This window comes from Streptomyces sp. DSM 15324 (genome assembly GCF_001514285.1).
In the GTDB taxonomy this organism is placed as follows: domain Bacteria; phylum Actinomycetota; class Actinomycetes; order Streptomycetales; family Streptomycetaceae; genus Streptomyces.
Map to the genome: position 1 here is coordinate 46,879 of NZ_KQ949031.1, position 15,180 is coordinate 62,058.

The 15,180-nt window shown below is 73.6% G+C and carries 14 protein-coding genes and 1 pseudogene; 7 read left to right on the forward strand and 8 right to left on the reverse strand.

What is annotated here, in order from left to right; all coding sequences use genetic code 11:
• Positions 1–105: 105 nt before the first annotated feature.
• Positions 106–279 carry a hypothetical protein gene (locus AQJ58_RS42850; protein ID WP_107122162.1) on the forward strand — a complete coding sequence of 58 codons (174 nt, stop codon included), beginning with the start codon at positions 106–108 and terminating at the stop codon, positions 277–279.
• A gap of 26 nt (positions 280–305) precedes the next feature.
• On the opposite strand, the gene AQJ58_RS26290 is transcribed toward AQJ58_RS42850, so the two are convergent.
• Together AQJ58_RS26290 and AQJ58_RS26295 are read right to left on the reverse strand one after the other, a co-directional pair.
• Positions 306–1,655 (reverse strand): amidase, encoded by a 1,350-nt coding sequence (locus tag AQJ58_RS26290; RefSeq protein ID WP_067254376.1) that lies wholly within the window; start codon positions 1,653–1,655, stop codon positions 306–308.
• A gap of 88 nt (positions 1,656–1,743) precedes the next feature.
• Positions 1,744–2,460 (reverse strand): FadR/GntR family transcriptional regulator, encoded by a 717-nt coding sequence (locus AQJ58_RS26295; protein ID WP_067254377.1) that lies wholly within the window; start codon positions 2,458–2,460, stop codon positions 1,744–1,746.
• Between the two features lie 209 nt (positions 2,461–2,669).
• Here AQJ58_RS26295 and AQJ58_RS26300 point away from each other — a divergent pair, with 209 nt between their 5' ends.
• The 3 genes and pseudogenes from AQJ58_RS26300 to AQJ58_RS41565 all read left to right on the forward strand — a co-directional run.
• Complete coding sequence (locus tag AQJ58_RS26300) at positions 2,670–3,428, forward strand: SDR family NAD(P)-dependent oxidoreductase (protein WP_067254380.1); 759 nt, start codon at positions 2,670–2,672, stop codon at positions 3,426–3,428.
• Positions 3,425–4,393, forward strand: coding sequence for an aldo/keto reductase (locus AQJ58_RS26305; RefSeq protein ID WP_067254383.1), 969 nt, complete (start codon positions 3,425–3,427; stop codon positions 4,391–4,393). The genes AQJ58_RS26300 and AQJ58_RS26305 overlap by 4 nt, the downstream gene beginning before the upstream one ends.
• A gap of 164 nt (positions 4,394–4,557) precedes the next feature.
• Positions 4,558–5,259, forward strand: a pseudogene (locus tag AQJ58_RS41565) (amidohydrolase family protein); the annotation flags it as partial.
• 21 nt (positions 5,260–5,280) lie between these two features.
• Here AQJ58_RS41565 and AQJ58_RS26315 read toward each other — a convergent pair.
• The gene (locus AQJ58_RS26315) at positions 5,281–6,702 is read right to left on the reverse strand and encodes a lipase maturation factor family protein (RefSeq protein ID WP_067254388.1); all 1,422 of its coding nucleotides are present in this window, start codon (positions 6,700–6,702) and stop codon (positions 5,281–5,283) included.
• Positions 6,703–6,830: 128 nt separating this feature from the next.
• Here AQJ58_RS26315 and AQJ58_RS26320 point away from each other — a divergent pair, with 128 nt between their 5' ends.
• The 3 genes from AQJ58_RS26320 (at position 6,831) to AQJ58_RS26330 (ending at position 10,185) form a co-directional block, all read left to right on the forward strand.
• On the forward strand, positions 6,831–7,109 hold the full coding sequence (locus tag AQJ58_RS26320) for a hypothetical protein (protein ID WP_159056342.1): 279 nt from the start codon (positions 6,831–6,833) through the stop codon (positions 7,107–7,109).
• A 99-nt stretch (positions 7,110–7,208) separates the two neighbouring features.
• Positions 7,209–9,299: a SpoIIE family protein phosphatase gene (locus AQJ58_RS26325; RefSeq protein ID WP_067254393.1), complete on the forward strand. Its 2,091-nt coding sequence runs from the start codon at positions 7,209–7,211 to the stop codon at positions 9,297–9,299.
• Positions 9,300–9,321: 22 nt separating this feature from the next.
• On the forward strand, positions 9,322–10,185 hold the full coding sequence (locus tag AQJ58_RS26330; RefSeq protein WP_067254395.1) for an Fpg/Nei family DNA glycosylase: 864 nt from the start codon (positions 9,322–9,324) through the stop codon (positions 10,183–10,185).
• 24 nt (positions 10,186–10,209) lie between these two features.
• On the opposite strand, the gene AQJ58_RS26335 is transcribed toward AQJ58_RS26330, so the two are convergent.
• The 5 genes from AQJ58_RS26335 to AQJ58_RS26355 form a co-directional block, all read right to left on the reverse strand.
• The gene (locus AQJ58_RS26335; protein ID WP_067254398.1) at positions 10,210–12,483 is read right to left on the reverse strand and encodes a caspase family protein; all 2,274 of its coding nucleotides are present in this window, start codon (positions 12,481–12,483) and stop codon (positions 10,210–10,212) included.
• 3 nt (positions 12,484–12,486) lie between these two features.
• Complete coding sequence (locus tag AQJ58_RS26340) at positions 12,487–12,876, reverse strand: hypothetical protein (RefSeq protein ID WP_067254400.1); 390 nt, start codon at positions 12,874–12,876, stop codon at positions 12,487–12,489.
• Positions 12,877–13,033: 157 nt separating this feature from the next.
• A complete protein-coding gene (locus tag AQJ58_RS26345; protein ID WP_067254403.1) occupies positions 13,034–13,693 on the reverse strand; it encodes a zf-HC2 domain-containing protein in 660 nt (219 codons plus the stop codon).
• A gap of 140 nt (positions 13,694–13,833) precedes the next feature.
• The gene (locus AQJ58_RS26350) at positions 13,834–14,349 is read right to left on the reverse strand and encodes a hypothetical protein (RefSeq protein WP_067254405.1); all 516 of its coding nucleotides are present in this window, start codon (positions 14,347–14,349) and stop codon (positions 13,834–13,836) included.
• Positions 14,350–14,507: 158 nt separating this feature from the next.
• Positions 14,508–15,056: a sigma-70 family RNA polymerase sigma factor gene (locus AQJ58_RS26355; RefSeq protein ID WP_067254408.1), complete on the reverse strand. Its 549-nt coding sequence runs from the start codon at positions 15,054–15,056 to the stop codon at positions 14,508–14,510.
• Positions 15,057–15,180 lie beyond the last annotated feature (124 nt).

A 15,180-nucleotide genomic window follows, 5' to 3' on the forward strand; every position in this document is an offset into this window, starting at 1 on the left:
CACCGCGTCGCCACCGACTCCAGCCCGACCCGAGGGAGCGTCAAGCGCCGGACCGCAGACCGGCCGGCCCGCCCCGAGGGTGACCCGACACATAAGGAGTGCGCGGTGACACCGGAGAAGACGAATCGCGACCAACGCCCCAAGGAACGCACGGAGCGCGCCGGCCGCAGGCCCGGCGAGATCGGCAGCCTCGACGTGTGGGCGCGCTCCGCCCCGATCCGCCTGGCCGGCTACGAGGACGACCTCGCCGAGGACCACATCCTGCCCAGCGTCGACTGAGCCGCCCGGCCCCCGACGGCGCGCGCTCAGTCGAGCGGCGCCGTCCGCGTCCAGGGACGCAGCCCCTCCAACTGCTCCGCGACCCGGAGCAGTTCCCCCTCGGACCCCGGCCGCCCCACCAGCTGGACGGCGGCCGGCACCCCCGAGGGCAGCGCGCCGAACGGCACCGCCATCGCGGGCCACCCGGTCAGGTTCCACGGCGGTGTGAGCGGCGAGTAGTTCGTGTTCACCAGCACATTGCGCAGCCAGCCCCGCTCGTGCCACGCCTGCGCCCTCGGCGAACGCCGCGCCAGCGCCGGCGTGAGCAGGATGTCGTACTCCTCGAAGAACGGCTCCAGGCGCCGCCGCAGCTCCTCCCGCGCCGAGCCGCCCCGCACCCCGTTCAGGAAGTGCCGGCCGAGGGCCGCGTGCACCCGGGTGCGCCGGGTCAGCAGCCGGGGGTCCAGCGGGGCCGCGTCCACGGCCGTGCCCGCCGTCCAGTGGGCCAGCGACGTCACGCCCAGCGACAGCGGGAAGCTCGGGTCGGCCCGCCGTACCTGATGGCCCGCCTTCATCAGCACCCCGGCGGCGTCCCGCGCCGCGTTCGCGTACGGGGCGCTCACCGTGACCCCCGCCAGCGGGCTGCGCACCGACACCGCGATCCGCAGCGCACCGGGCTCGCCGTCCGGCCGTACGGCTCCCGTGTCGTCCGCCAGGACCGACAGCATCAGCCGGGCGTCCTCCACCGTCGTGGCGAGCGGGCCGTTCTCCGACATCCCGAACCAGTCGCCGTCGCCTATGCCCGCCGGCACCACCCCGTGCCCCGGCTTGATGGTCACCAGACCGCAGTTCGCGGCGGGTATGCGCAGGGAGCCCATGCCGTCGTTGCCGAGCGCGATCGGCACCATCCCGGCGGCCACCGCCGCCGCGCTGCCGCCGGAGGAGCCGCCCGCCGTGCGCGAGGTGTCCCAGGGGTTGCGGGCCGTGCCGTGCACGCCCTCGGTGGTGCCGAAGACACACAGCTCCGGCACGTTCGTCAGCCCCACGACCACCGCACCGGCCTCCCGCAGCCGGGCCACGGTCACATGGTCGGCGCCGGCCGGCGTGTCCCGGGTCGCCGCCGAGCCGACCCGGGTCGACTCGCCCCGCACCGCCAGATTGTCCTTGACCGCCACCGGCACCCCGGCCAGCGGCAGCTCGGCCAGGTCGGAGCGGGCCGCCACCTCGTCCGCCTCGGCGAGCGCGGCCTCGGACCGCACCACCCGGAACGCCCCGACGCGGTCGTCCAGGCGGACGATCCGGGCGAGGTGCTCCGCCACCACCTCCCGCGGGGTGACCCGCTTCTCCCGCACGGCGGCGGCGATCTCGACGGCGGTCCGGCCGACCCAGGTGCTCACGGCGACTCCTTGGTGCTACTGGTGAGTACGTAGGGAGAAACCATGCCCGGCCGGACGGCCCGCGTCGAGAGGCCGCCGGGTAATCCGGTCAGGACCCCACCTGCGTGCGGAGCCACTCCTCCACCTCGCCGACATGCGCGGCCGCCGCCGCGCGGGCCGCCTCCGGATCGTGCGCGGCGAGCGCGCGGTGGATCGCCGCGTGCTCGCGCCGGGTGCGGTCGAACGCGCCCTCCTCGCCGTAGCCGCGCCACACCCGGGCCCGGAACGTGCGCGAGGACAGGCCCTCCAGGATCGCCGCCATCGTCTCGTTCCCCGCGGCCTCGGCGATCGCCCGGTGGAAGGCGAGATCGTGGGCGAGGATCTCCTCCGGGTCCTCGGTGGCGTTCATCGCCGCCAGGTGCCCCTCCACCACGGCCAGTTGCCCGGGCGTGATCCGGGCCGCGGCCAGCGCGGTCGCCGTCGACTCCAGGACCCGCCGCACCTCCAGCAGCTCCACCAGACGCGGCCCGCGCGAGAGATCGGCGACCACCCCGAACGTCTCCAGCAGATCACCGGCCTGGAGCTGGGTGACGTAGATCCCGGAACCGTGCCGCGCCTCCAGCACGCCGAGGACCGTCAGCGCCCGGATCGCCTCCCGCATCGAACTGCGGGAGATGCCCAGCTGGGCCGCGAGATCGCGCTCGGTCGGCAGACGCTGGCCGGGCTCCAGCAGTCCCTCGCCGATCATCGCCTTGATCCGCTCGATGGCGCGCTGCGTCACCGTGCCCCTGGGGGCGGCGCTCCCACCCTGCCGCGGCTCGTCCACGTGTCCACTCCTCCTCGCCGGTGCCGCGCAGTCTAGTCGCGATGTGGTCGGACCACTTGGGGGCAAAACTGCCACTCGAAGCCTTCAGACCCTGTTGCGGGGCGAAGTGGTCTGATAAATATGCGGCTGGCGTACCAAGTACGAGCGCCACACCTGTTCCGGCGGCACCTCCTGGTCCGCCGACCTCGCCGCACGGAAGGAAACGAGGCGTGAGCGACTTCGCGGGACTGAGGGCCCTGGTGACCGGCGGCGCGTCCGGCATCGGCCGGGCCACCGCCGCACTGCTGGCCGAGCGCGGCGCCCGGGTCGCCGTCCTCGACCGGGACCCCGCCGACGTCGACGGGCCGATCCGCGGCTACCGCGCCGACGTCGGCGACGACACCGCCGTCCGGGAGGCGGTCGCGGCGGCCGTCGCCGACCTCGGCGGCCTGGACGTCCTGGTCAACAACGCGGGCGTCGGCGCCCAGGGCACCGTCGAGGACAACGACGACGCCGAATGGCACCGCGTCCTCGACGTCAACGTGATCGGCTTGGTCCGGGTGACCCGCGCCGCCCTGCCCCACCTGCGGCGGTCGCCGCACGCCGCGATCGTCAACACCTGCTCCATCGCCGCCACCGCAGGCCTGCCCCAACGGGCGCTGTACAGCGCGGCCAAGGGGGCCGTCCTCTCGCTCACCCTCGCCATGGCCGCCGACCACGTCCGCGAGGGCATCCGCGTCAACTGCGTCAACCCCGGCACCGCCGACACCCCGTGGGTCAGCCGGCTGCTGGACGCGGCCGACGACCCGGCCGCCGAACGCGCCGCCCTGGAAGCCCGCCAGCCCACCGGCCGCCTCGTCAGCCCCGCTGAGGTCGCCGGGGCCATCGCCTACCTCGCGAGCCCCCTCTCCGGCGCCACCACCGGCACCGCGCTCGCCGTGGACGGCGGGGTGCAGGGCCTGCGCCTGCGCCCGGAGGCGGCCCGGTGACCGCCCTCGGCCGCAGTCCCGTCCAGGTCACCGGCCTGGCCCTCGGCACCGCACCCCTCGCCAACCTCTACACCGAGGTCACCGAGGAACAGGCCCACGACACCGTCGCCGCCGCCTGGCGCCACGGCGTGCGCTACTTCGACACCGCACCGCACTACGGACTCGGCCTCGCCGAACGCCGCCTCGGCGCCGCCCTGCGCGCGCACCCGCGTTCGGCGTACACGGTCTCCACCAAGGTGGGGCGCCTCCTGGAGCCCTCCGCGGCCGGGGGCGACGACCTCGCCGACGGCTTCGCCGTGCCCGCCACCCACCGCCGCGTCTGGGACTTCAGCGCCGACGGCGTACGGCGCTCCCTGGACGCCTCCCTCGAACGCCTCGGCCTCGACCGCGTCGACGTCGTCTATCTGCACGACCCCGACGACCACGCCGAACAGGCCTTCCGTGAGGGCTACCCCGCCCTGGAGAGGCTGCGCTCCGAGGGCGTGGTCGGGGCCATCGGCGCGGGCATGAACCAGACCGAGATGCTCACCCGCTTCGTCCGCGAGACCGACGTCGACGTGGTGCTCTGCGCGGGCCGCCACACCCTGCTCGACCAGCGCGCCGCCGCCGCACTGCTGCCGGCGGCCCTGGAGCGGGGCGTGTCCGTCGTCATCGGCGGCGCCTTCAACTCCGGGCTGCTCGCCGATCCCCGCCCCTCGGCCACGTACGACTACGCACCCGCCCCGCCCGACGTCCTCGACAGGGCGCTGCGGATGAAGGCGGTGGCCGACCGGCACGGCATCACGCTGCGCGCCGCCGCCCTGGCCTTCTGCGCCGCCCATCCGGCGGTCGCGAGCGTCCTGGTCGGCGCCCGCTCGGCGGCGGAGGCCGAGGACTGCGCCGAGCAGTTCGCCATCCCCGTCCCCGAAGCCTTCTGGCAGGAGCTGCGGGACACCGGACTGCTGCACCCCGAAGAGCCGTCATGAGGGTCGCCCAGCACACCAAGGTCCGCGCCGAGCGGGAGAGACTGCCGGTCGACGTGGGTCGGGCCCGGAGGGCCGACCTCGTCGACGGGGTCCCCAGCTAGGTTTCGAAGCACGCCCTAGTCCGGCCGGGGCGCCGACGGCCTGCCCGTCGTGCGGGAGCGGCCGTGACCGTGGATGCCCACCACCACGTCTGGGACCTGTCCGTACGGGACCAGGACTGGATCGAGGCCGGCAGCTCGCTCCGGCGCGACTTCCCCCTCGCCGCCCTGGAACCCGGCGCCCGCGCGGCCGGCGTGGACCGCACGGTTCTCGTCCAGACCCTCACCGTCGCAGAGGAGACCCACGCGCTCCTCGCGCTCGCCGCCACGCACCCGCCGAACGCGGGCGTCGTCGGCTGCCCCGATCTCACCCGCCCGGACACCGCCGACGCACTCGCCCGGCTGCGCACCCTGCCCGGCGGCCGGTATCGCAAGGGGATCCGCCACCAGGTCCAGGGCGAACCCGGCCCCGCGGCTGCTGCGCCCGGACGTCCGGCGGGGGCCGGCCGCCGTGGCGGCGGCGGGCCTGGTCTACGCCTTCGTCGTCCGCCCGCACCAGCTCCCCGCCCGCACCACCTCCCCGCCTACACCAGCCCCCCGCCTGCGCCGAGGCCGCCGCCGCCCTGCCGCAGCTCACCTTCGTCCTCGACACCCGGGGAAACCCTCCGTCGCCTCCGGCCCTGAACCCTGGGCCCGCGACGTGCGCGCCCTCGCCGCCTCCCCGACACCGTCCGCAAGCTCTCCGGACTGCTCACCGGGGCCGCCCCCGCCCACCGGAGCGCGGACGACCTGCGCCCGTACGCCGAGAGGGTCCTCGACGCCTTCGGCAGAGCACACCGCCGTCCGCGTCTACGGCCTCTGCGCCGCCGACGTCAGCCGGGTCGGTGGCAGGTACTCCCGCACGTAGGCGCGGTCCCAGCACGCGCCCGTCTCGCGCAGTTCCCGCCAGGTGGTGTACCGGTAGCGGAAGAGACGGGCGCGCACGTACCGGGGCGGCTCGCCGGGCGGGAACGGCGAGCGGCGCAGCAGTCTCAGCGTGTCGCGGTCCTCCGCCAGCAGCCGTTCCACCAGCGCGCCGAACCAGGGTCCGGCGTAGGCGGGGGAGAGCGCCGCGAACCACATCAGCCAGTCCAGGCGCAGATGGCCGGGCGCGAACTGGCGCGGCCAGTGCCGGGGATCGCCCGGCTTGCCCCGGAACTCGTACTCCCGCCAGTCGGAGTCCTCCCGCGGTACGTCGTCCCGGGTGCCCTCGACCACCACCTCGTAGCGGATCCGGCTCACGCTGCCGAACGCGCCGTAGGTGTTCACCAGGTGCAGCGGGTCGAAGGAGCGGTTCATCACCTGGCGGCGGGAGAGCATGTTGACCACCGGGCGGTAGCTCAGCAGGACGATCAGCGCCGCCGCGAGGAGCACCACGACCTCGTACCAGAGCGGCGGGGCGGCGAGCCGCCGGTGGTCCGTGGGCAGGTCCAGCGCGGGCACCGCCAGCACCACCGTGATCCAGTTCAGCCAGGCGAAGTTCCCCGACAGGATCAGCCACAGCTGGGTCAGGATCATCAGCGCCGCGGCCGCCGTGGCCACCGGCTGCGGCGCGAACAGCAGGAACGGCACCACGAGTTGGGTGACATGGTTGGCGGCGGCCTCCACCCGGTGCAGCGGCCTCGGCAGATGGTGGAAGAACCAGCTCAGCGGGCCGGGCATCGGCTGGGTCTCGTGGTGGTGGTAGAGACAGGTGAGCCTGCGCCAGCAGGCGTCGCCCCGGATCTTGATCAGCCCCGCCCCGAACTCCACCCGGAACAGCAGCCAGCGCACCAGGAAGAGCACCACGACCGGCGGGTCCACCCGGTCGTTGCCGAGGAACACCGCGAGGAAACCGGTCTCCAGCAGCAGTGACTCCCAGCCGAAGGAGTACCAGGTCTGGCCGACGTTCACGATCGACAGGTACAGCGCCCACGGCACCAGCCACAGCAGCATCCCCGCCCACAGCGGCACCAGAGAGTCCAGCCCCACCAGCAGCGCGGCCGCCACCGCGCACCCCGTCCAGGCGCAGCCCGCGAACATCCGGTCGGAGTAGCGCCACTGGAACACACTGGGCGCCGCCCGGAACGGCACCCGCTCGACGTAACGGGGAACCGGCAGCATTCCGCGCTCGCCCAGCAGCGCCCGGAACTGCAGGGCCGCCGTCAGGAACGCCACCAGATACACCCCGGCCAGCGCCCGCTGGAACACCAGGCGGCTCAGCCAGTACTCGGGTGCGGTGAACCACTCCACGGCCCTGCGCTCCTTCACCTCGTTGCGATCATCGTGACGGTGTGTGCCCGCTCGCTCCGTTTGCGTGACCCGGGCGGGGGAAGCAGACAATAGTGGGCGAAATATCCGCACTCTGTGGGAGGCCCGAGGTGCGAGTACCCGTTGTGACCGCCACCGCCTGTGCGCTCTCGGCCGTGCTCCTCGTCGCCGGCCGCGCCGGTGCGGGGGAGGCGGAGGAGAACGGCACGCCGCCGGACGCGGCCGTCGCCCAGCCCGCCACGGAGGAACAGGGACTCCCCGACGCCGAGGGCGTCGGGCCCGAGGCGGTCCCCGAGATCCCCGACCTGCCCGACGGCGGCGGGCTGGTCCCGGACGGGCCCGACGAGTCCGACACCACCGAGCTGGTCGACGGCGTCGCCCTGAACTGAGCCGACCGGGCCGCGCCGCCGGTCGCCCGGGCCGGTCGCGGAAGTCGGCAGAAGTCCGCAGAAGTCGAAGAATCGGACAAATCCTGGCAAGGTGGCCCCATGGTTGATCGGGGAGCGAGCGCCCTGTCACTCACGGACGACTGGCCCGCCCACCCGGATCCGATCCTGGCGCTCAACGGCATGGGCAGCTTCGACTGGGACCTGGACTCGGGGCTGTTCCACATGGACGCGCGCGCCCACGAGATCTTCGACCTGCGGCCCGACGAATACGACGACGACCCCGCCACCCTCGCGGTCCGGGTGCCGCCGAACGAGGCCATCCGGCTGGACGAGGTCGTCGCCCAGGCCATCAAGGACGGCAGCGAGAACTACGGCGCCTACTTCCGCCTGCGGCTGCGCGACGGCACCCTGCGCTGGGCCCACACCCAGGGCTACATCCGCCGTGACTCCACCGGCCGGCCCCGCCGGATCGTCGGCATCTTCCGCGACGCCACCGACGAGCTGAGCGACCTCGCCGCCCGCGACGAGGCGGCCGCCCTCGACGACGCCCGCCGCGAGCAGACCAACGTCGTCCAGCTCACCACCGCGGCCCTCGCCCACGCCCGGACCGTGCAGGACGTCATCGACGTCCTCAAGGACACCCAGGGCCTCACCCACCTCGGCGCCACCAGCCTCGTCATGGGCCTGGTCGAGGCCGGGCGGATCCGGCTGGTCGCCGAGGGCCCCGAGGGCAGCTTCGTCCCCGGCACCCTGGTCACCCGGATCGACGAGCCGTACCCGATGAGCGAGGTCGTGCGCACCCTCACCCCCCGCTTCATCGAGTCGGCGGAGGAGTTCGCAGCCGGCTACCCCGTGCTGTGGCCGCACCTCACCGACCTCAGGATCACCTCGGCCGCCTATCTCCCGCTGATCGTCCAGGCCCGCCCGATCGGCGCCATGGGCCTGCTCTACAGCAACCGCCAGGGCTTCACCCAGGAGGAGCGCAACATCCTCGTCGCCCTCGGCAGCAGCATCGCCCAGAGCCTCCAGCGCGCGATGTTCTACGAGCAGGAGAAGGACATCGCCCAGGGCCTCCAGCAGGCCATGCTGCCGCGCACCATCCCGAGCGTGCACGGCGCCGACGTCGCCGTCCGCTACCGCGCCGCCACCATCGGCGGCACCCTCGGCCGCGACATCGGCGGCGACTGGTACGACCTGATCCCGCTGCCCGGCGGCCGGGTCGGCGCCGTCATCGGCGACGTCCAGGGCCACGACACGCACGCCGCCGCCGTCATGGGCCAGCTCCGCATCGTCCTGAGGGCCTACGCCGCCGAGGGCCACCCGCCGGCCACCGTCATGGCCCGCGCCTCCGTCTTCCTGCACGAACTCGACACCGACCGCTTCGCCACCTGCCTGTACGCCGAGGCCGACCTGTCCACCGGGGTCGTCCAACTGGTGCGGGCCGGCCACATCGACCCCCTGCTGCGCGCCGCCGACGGCACCTGCCGGCGCGTCCACGTCCCCGGCGGGCTGCCGCTCGGGCTGTCCGCCGAGTTCGGCGGCCTGGAGTACCCGGTCGGCACCATCGAGCTCGACCCCGGCCACATCCTGCTGCTCGCCACCGACGGACTGGTCGAAGAGCCCGGGGCCGACCTCGACGACGGCATGCGCGCACTCGCCGCCCTCGTCGCCGCCGGCCCGGACGACGTACGCGGCCTCGCCGACCGGTTGATCGACGTCGCCGAAGAGCGCGACGGCGACGACGACGTGGCCCTGCTCCTGCTGCGCCGGCGCGGACTCGACACCCCGCAGACCGGCGCACGGCTCCAGCAGCACGTCGCCCCCGGCGACCCCGAGGCACTCACCGCGGCCCGGCACATGATCCGGGCCGCCGTGCGCGCCTGGGGCGCCGAGGACCGCGCCGACGAGGTCGAACTCGTCGCCGACGAAGTGATCACCAACGCCCTCATGCACACCGAGGGCGCCGGGATCGTCACCCTGCGGGTCCTCACCGGCGGTGGCGAGCGGCGGCTGCGCGTCGAGGTCGAGGACTCCTCCAGCGCCCTGCCGCGCCGCCGCGAGGCCGGCGAGAACGGGGTCTCCGGACGCGGGCTGCTCCTGGTGGACCTGCTCGCCGACGTGTGGGGCGTGGAGGCGCGCGGCGGCGGAAAGTGCGTGTGGTGCGAGTTCGCGGTGCGCGAGCGCGCCTGACCTCCCGTGGCACCCTGGACCCATGCCGGAACTTCCCGAGGTCGAAGCGCTGAAGGACTTCCTGACGGAGCACCTCGTCGGCCATGAGATCGTGCGCGTCCTGCCCGCCGCCGTCAGCGTCCTGAAGACGTACGACCCTCCCGTCACCGCCGTCGAGGGGCACGAGGTCACCGCCGTGCACCGGTACGGCAAGTTCCTCGGCCTGGAGACGGACGGCGGCCTCCATCTCGTCACCCATCTCGCCCGGGCCGGCTGGCTGCACTGGAGGGACCGCCTCCCCGACGGCCCGCCCAAGCCCGGCAAGGGCCCCCTCGCCCTGCGGGTCGCCCTGGAGACGGGCGAGGGTTTCGACCTCACCGAGGCCGGCACGCAGAAGCGGCTCGCGGTGTACGTCGTGCATGACCCGCAGCAGGTCCCCGGGGTCGCCCGGCTGGGCCCCGACCCGCTCGCCGCCGACTTCGACGAACCCCGCCTCGCCGCGCTCCTCTCGGGGGAACGCCGGCAGCTCAAGGGCGCGTTGCGCGACCAGAGCCTGCTCGCGGGCGTGGGCAACGCCTACAGCGACGAGATCCTGCACGCGGCGCGGATGTCCCCGTTCAAGCTCGCCGCCTCCCTGACCGAGCCGGAGATCCACACCCTGTACGAGGCGCTGCGCACCACCCTCACCGAGGCGGTCGAGCGGTCACGGGGGCTGGCCGCCGGGCGGCTGAAGGCCGAGAAGAAGAGCGGGCTGCGGGTCCACGGCCGTACGGGGGAGGCCTGTTCGGTGTGCGGCGACACCATCCGCGAGGTCTCCTTCAGCGACTCCTCGCTCCAGTACTGCCCCACCTGCCAGACGGGCGGCAAGCCGCTCGCCGACCGGCGGATGTCACGGCTGCTGAAGTGACCCCGGGCGGCGGCGCCGCCCGGCTCACCAGATGCTGTTGGTGATGGGGTACGCGATCGCCATGATCACGCCGACGACGAGCGCCGGGACGGCCAGCAGCCGCGCCGTCCAGACCACGGAGGTCGTGGTGCTCGCCGTGGACGCGGGGTAGAGGCGGGGTCGGGTCGTCAGGTCGCGCCGGGCGAGCGCGCACAGCAGCAGGGCCACGGCCGCCGTGACCAGGGAGACGACGAGCGCGGGCAGCATCCCCGAGTCGCTGATGTGCTGTCCGAGGTCGCCCTTGAGGTCGTGCAGCGCCTGTACGGCCGTCTTCGCCTTGTACACGGCCCGCGCCGCGGTGCCCACCGACGCGACGGCCAGCACCAGGGCGACCCCGGCGAGCACCGGCGCCCGCTGCGCGGGCTGCACCCGCTCCTGCCCCCCGGTCGCCGCCGGGGCCCGGGGCGCCTCCTCGGCCACGGGCGCCCGCTGCGGCGGGGGCGTGCGCCGGGTGGCGGACGGCGCGGGACCGGGCGCGGGCTCCGGCACGGGCGCGGGTTCGCGTACCGGAGGGGGTTCGCGCAGGGGCGGGATGCCGTGGACCGGCGTGGCGGCCGCGCCCCGGCGGTCCGGGGTGCCTGCGGCCCCGCCGGTGCCCGGCCCCGCTCCGTCGTCCTCCGGGTGACGTGTCGCCGCACCGCGCTCCGGCGGGGCCGGGGGCCCGGCGCCTCCGGGTCCCGCAGCCGCCGGGACGCCGGCCGCACCGGGACGGTCCGCGCGGGAACCGTCTGCTCCGGGACGGTCTGGCCCGGGACGGTCTGGCCCGGGACGGTCCGCATCGACACGGTCCGCGTCGGCCGGGGTCGTGCCCTCCCCGGTGGCCTCCGGTACGGCCCGGCCGGTAGCGGAGCGCTCCGGTACCCCGGTGGTCTCGGGCGCTGCGGGCACCGCGGGCACCGAGGGGGTCCCGTCCCGTCCGGCGCCGCGGTCCTCCTGCCGGGGCGGCGGTGGTGGCGGCGGCTGCTCCGGTTCGGGTGCGGGCAGCGGGGCCGGCGCCGGTACGATCTCCGCCTCCACCTGGAGGGTCACCTCACCGGTGACGACGCCCTTCAGCAGCAGCTCCCCGCTGAGCCGGCCCGGCCGCACGGTGTCGACGGCGATGTCCAGGCCCTCGGGCGACTCCTCGGCCCGCAGCCAGCCGCCCGCCTCGGCGACGGGATGGAAGGTGCAGGCACGGGCGAGGGGCGGGCCGAGCAGATGGACCGGCCGGTGCGGGGTCGTGGAGCCCTGCGGCACCCTGCCGAAGTCCATCCGCACCGGATCGGGCCGCAGCGCGGCGTCGGCCAATGCCTTGCGCGCCTCGTCCGAGACCACCCGGATGTCGTTCTGGACGATCTCCTCCAGGGCCTCGCACGCGCCCAGCGCCTTGGCGAGGTCGGTGCTCTCCATCCAGGCGCGCAGCTCGGCCACCGCACCCAGCCGGGTGTAGAAGTTGGCGGCTTCCATGGCTTTGCGCAGGGCGGGCGGCACCGGCTTGGCCACGATGCGCCGGCGCCGGCTGTGGGCGAGGTACATGTCGCCCTGCATGTCGACGGTGCGGCCCGGCGTCTGGTGCGGGCTCTCCCGCCGGACATGGTCGAAGACGTACTCGTACAGCTCGTCCAGGGACACCTCGCCGTCCGCGTCGAGGTCGGCGTCCCCGGTGGTCAGGCCCTCCACGACGGCGTGGGTGAACACCGAGGGCCGCGGTGCGGCGGTGCGGGTGAGCTGGGCGCCCTCGAAGGCGTACTCCATGGAGTTGGAGGCGGTGATCACGGCCCAGCCCCGGCCGCCGCCGAGCTTCTCCCCGGCGAACGACTCCAGCACATGGACGTCCCCGGCGGCCCGGACCGAGGACGAGCCCCGGGAGAAGGCGCCGCCGTAGCAGCAGTCCAGGAACAGCACGGTCCGCTTGGCCCGGGTGCGGAACATGCAGTGGCGGACGAACTGCGCCGACACCGCCGTCGCCTCCAGCAGCCGGGGTTCGGTGTCCCGGGCCGCGAAATACAGGGACCCGGATTCGCTTTTCAGGCCGTGGCACGAGAAGTGCAGCATCAGTGTGTCCTCGCGCCCGCCCTCGGAAAAGAAACGCTCGATGCCGCGCCGGATGGCGTCCACCCGCTCGTTTCTCAGCACTTCCACATCGAAATCGCCGACCTCGGGGTTGCCCAGGACTTCCGCGAGGGAAACGGCGTCCTGCGCCGGTGCCCGCAATTGTCCGAGGCCCTGGTCGTCGTAGCGGTCGTTGGCGATGATCAGCGCATGCCGGGTGGTGGTCATGGCTCACGCCTCGAGGGGGGAGTGACGTCTGACGAACAGGTCGAACGCCTCCGAGACCTGCTCGGTCGTCGCCTCGGAGATCTCCAGCTGGTCGTTGTCCAGGGTCAGGCGCAGGGTGGGGCGGGTGCCCCGGCAGCGGTCGCGCCACTCCCGGACGGCGTTCATGACCTGGGACAGTCCGGTGGCGGAGCCGCCCAGGCTGACCAGCAGGGCTCCGATCGTGGTGATGTCCACGGCGCGGGCGCCCGGGGGGAGCGCCTCCTCGCCGGTCACGGCCCTGACGTCGTCGACGTCGAGCTGAAGCAGTTCCTCGCGCAGAAAGCCGGTCAGTTCGGCGATGTCCTCGGCTTCCGCGCCCTCCTCGGACAGGAGGATTCGCAAAGTCTTTTCCATCGGTGGCTCCACGTCTCGACAACATTTTCCGTCGAGACGCACGCCGCTGCAAATCGCGATATCGCGCGACAAGAGTGCCGGGAAAGGTGGGGAATCACTGTCCGGGAATGAGGTTGAATGCGACACCGAAGTGACCTGAACTCACTTCGGGCCGGATTCAGCTGGTGGAGGGCAGGGTGACCAGATGCTCGCCCTCGGCGGTGCGCAGCTCGAAGCGGGCGACCTCCTCGGGGTGGTAGGCGGTGCCGCCCTGCATGGTGTTGGGCCGGGCGTCGTGCAGCGGAACGTTCCAGCTCGTGACGGTCTGCTCGGAGCCGTCGTGGCCGACGGCGATCAGCCGGCAGTCGCGGGGGCCCGCGCCGTCCTTCACCTTCAGCTCGATGTCGCTGCCCCAGACCTCGTCCTCGATGGTCACCTGCGCCCAGACGCCCGACTTCTCGTCGGTGGCCGTGACCCGTACCGCGTCCTCGGCGTCGTCACCGCCCGCCATCATCGCGACCGCGGGGCCGACCAGCGCGATCACCACGGAGGCCGCCAGGGCGAACATCATCCGGCGGCGGGCGGCCCGGTGCCGGACCGCCACCTCGGCGAGCAGCTTGTCCAGCATCCGCGGACCGGGGCCGGCGAACGGGTGCACGCTGCGCGGGGTGGCCCGCCGGTAGAGCATCATCTGCCGAGCGGTGGGGCCGAACTCGGTGACCTGCGCCGCGCATTGAGGACACTCCATGAGGTGGTCCTCGAAGCGGAAGGCCTCCGCCTCGTCCAGCACGCCGAGCGCGTACGCGCCGACGTCGCGATGCCTCTCCAGGGACCTCATGCCGAAACCTCGTGCCGTTGAGTGCCAGTGGGGTTACTCCTTGCTCCCACCGGTACGGACCAGGCACACGAATCACTCAGGCGCGTACCGAATCGTGACCCAGATGTTCGGAGCGGCCGGGCTCTCGGATTGGTCGGATTCTAAAAAAGATGGATCGCGAGGTGACCGAGGGGCAGTCCGAGCTGCCACGCGGGCGTCCAGACCTTGGGTCCCTCGTCCTCGCCGCCCCCCGGGGCGCCGCCCGGGACCGCGTTGAGGTCGGGGGCGAGCAGCTCGGTCTCCTCCAGCCAGCGCCAGGCGGCCTCGGCCAGTTCGAGATCGGGCGAGGGGCCGTCCGACCGCTTCGCCACGGCCCTCAGTTGGGACATACGTTCCTCGACCCAGTCCTGCCACGGCTGGTCGTACGCCGTGAGCGAAAGCCAGGTCTCGAGTTGGGTGACGACCCGGATGCCGGGGAGTTCGCCGTCGGTGTCGGACAGGAAGATGGTGAGCGCCAGGGCGTCGCGCCCGGCGCGGAACTCGAAGGACGTCGGCGGCATGAGATCGCCGGTCCGCAGCAGTTCGTCGGCGATGTACTCGGCGTACAACCAGGCCATGGGGACGGTGAGTTCGCCCCCACCGGTGCCGTCCGTGCTCTGGTGACCTCTGTGCTGCATCCCTTCCTGCCTTCCTCCGGTGCGTGCGCGCGGCCCGTCGCCGGGCCCCTGGAGTCCGGTGGCCGGCCTTGAGGACCGGAACACGGATAAGGACACCCGATTACCCAACGGGGGTCCTCGGCAAGGCGCTTTACGAAGGCTTGACTTGGCTGTGTGTTTCAGCCCAGGTCGGGCGCGTATCCCGGAAGCACCCGGCGCAGGGCGCGCAGCGCGTAGTACGCGCGGGACTTCACGGTACCGGCAGGGATGCCGAGGGCTTCGGCGGCCTCCGCCACACTCGCCCCCCGGAAGTACACGAGCACCAGGACTTCACGGTGTTCGGGAGTGAGTGTCTTCACAGCCTCGCGCACATCGAGGGCCGCGGCGGCCCGTTCGGCGTGGTCGGCGCAGACCGGTGCGTTCTCCAGCACGGCGTCCCCGACCTCCGGGGGCCGCGCCTGCCGGGCCCGCCGCGCGTCGATCGCGAGCCGCCGGCCGACGGTGAGCAGCCAGGGGCGTACGGAGTCGAACGCGTCGGTGCGCAGGGCCTCGGGGTGCTGCCAGGCGCGGACGAGGGTCTCCTGGACGAGGTCCTCGGCACGCTGGCGGTCGCCGTCGCAGAGCCGCAGCAGCAGCGCGAAGAGCGGCCGCCCGTGTTCCCGCTGGAGCGCGGCGAGTTCGTGTTCGGCGGTCGTCTTCGTGACGGCGAGGGCGGTTCCGGCGGTCATGGGCGTATGGCACCGCAAGGCACCGGTTCGGGACAGGGTGCCGGCACGGCTCTGCGACGGACGGTCGATCGCGTCGACGAACGGTTCGACGAACGGTCGGGGGCTACGCCGATCGGGCGGCCCG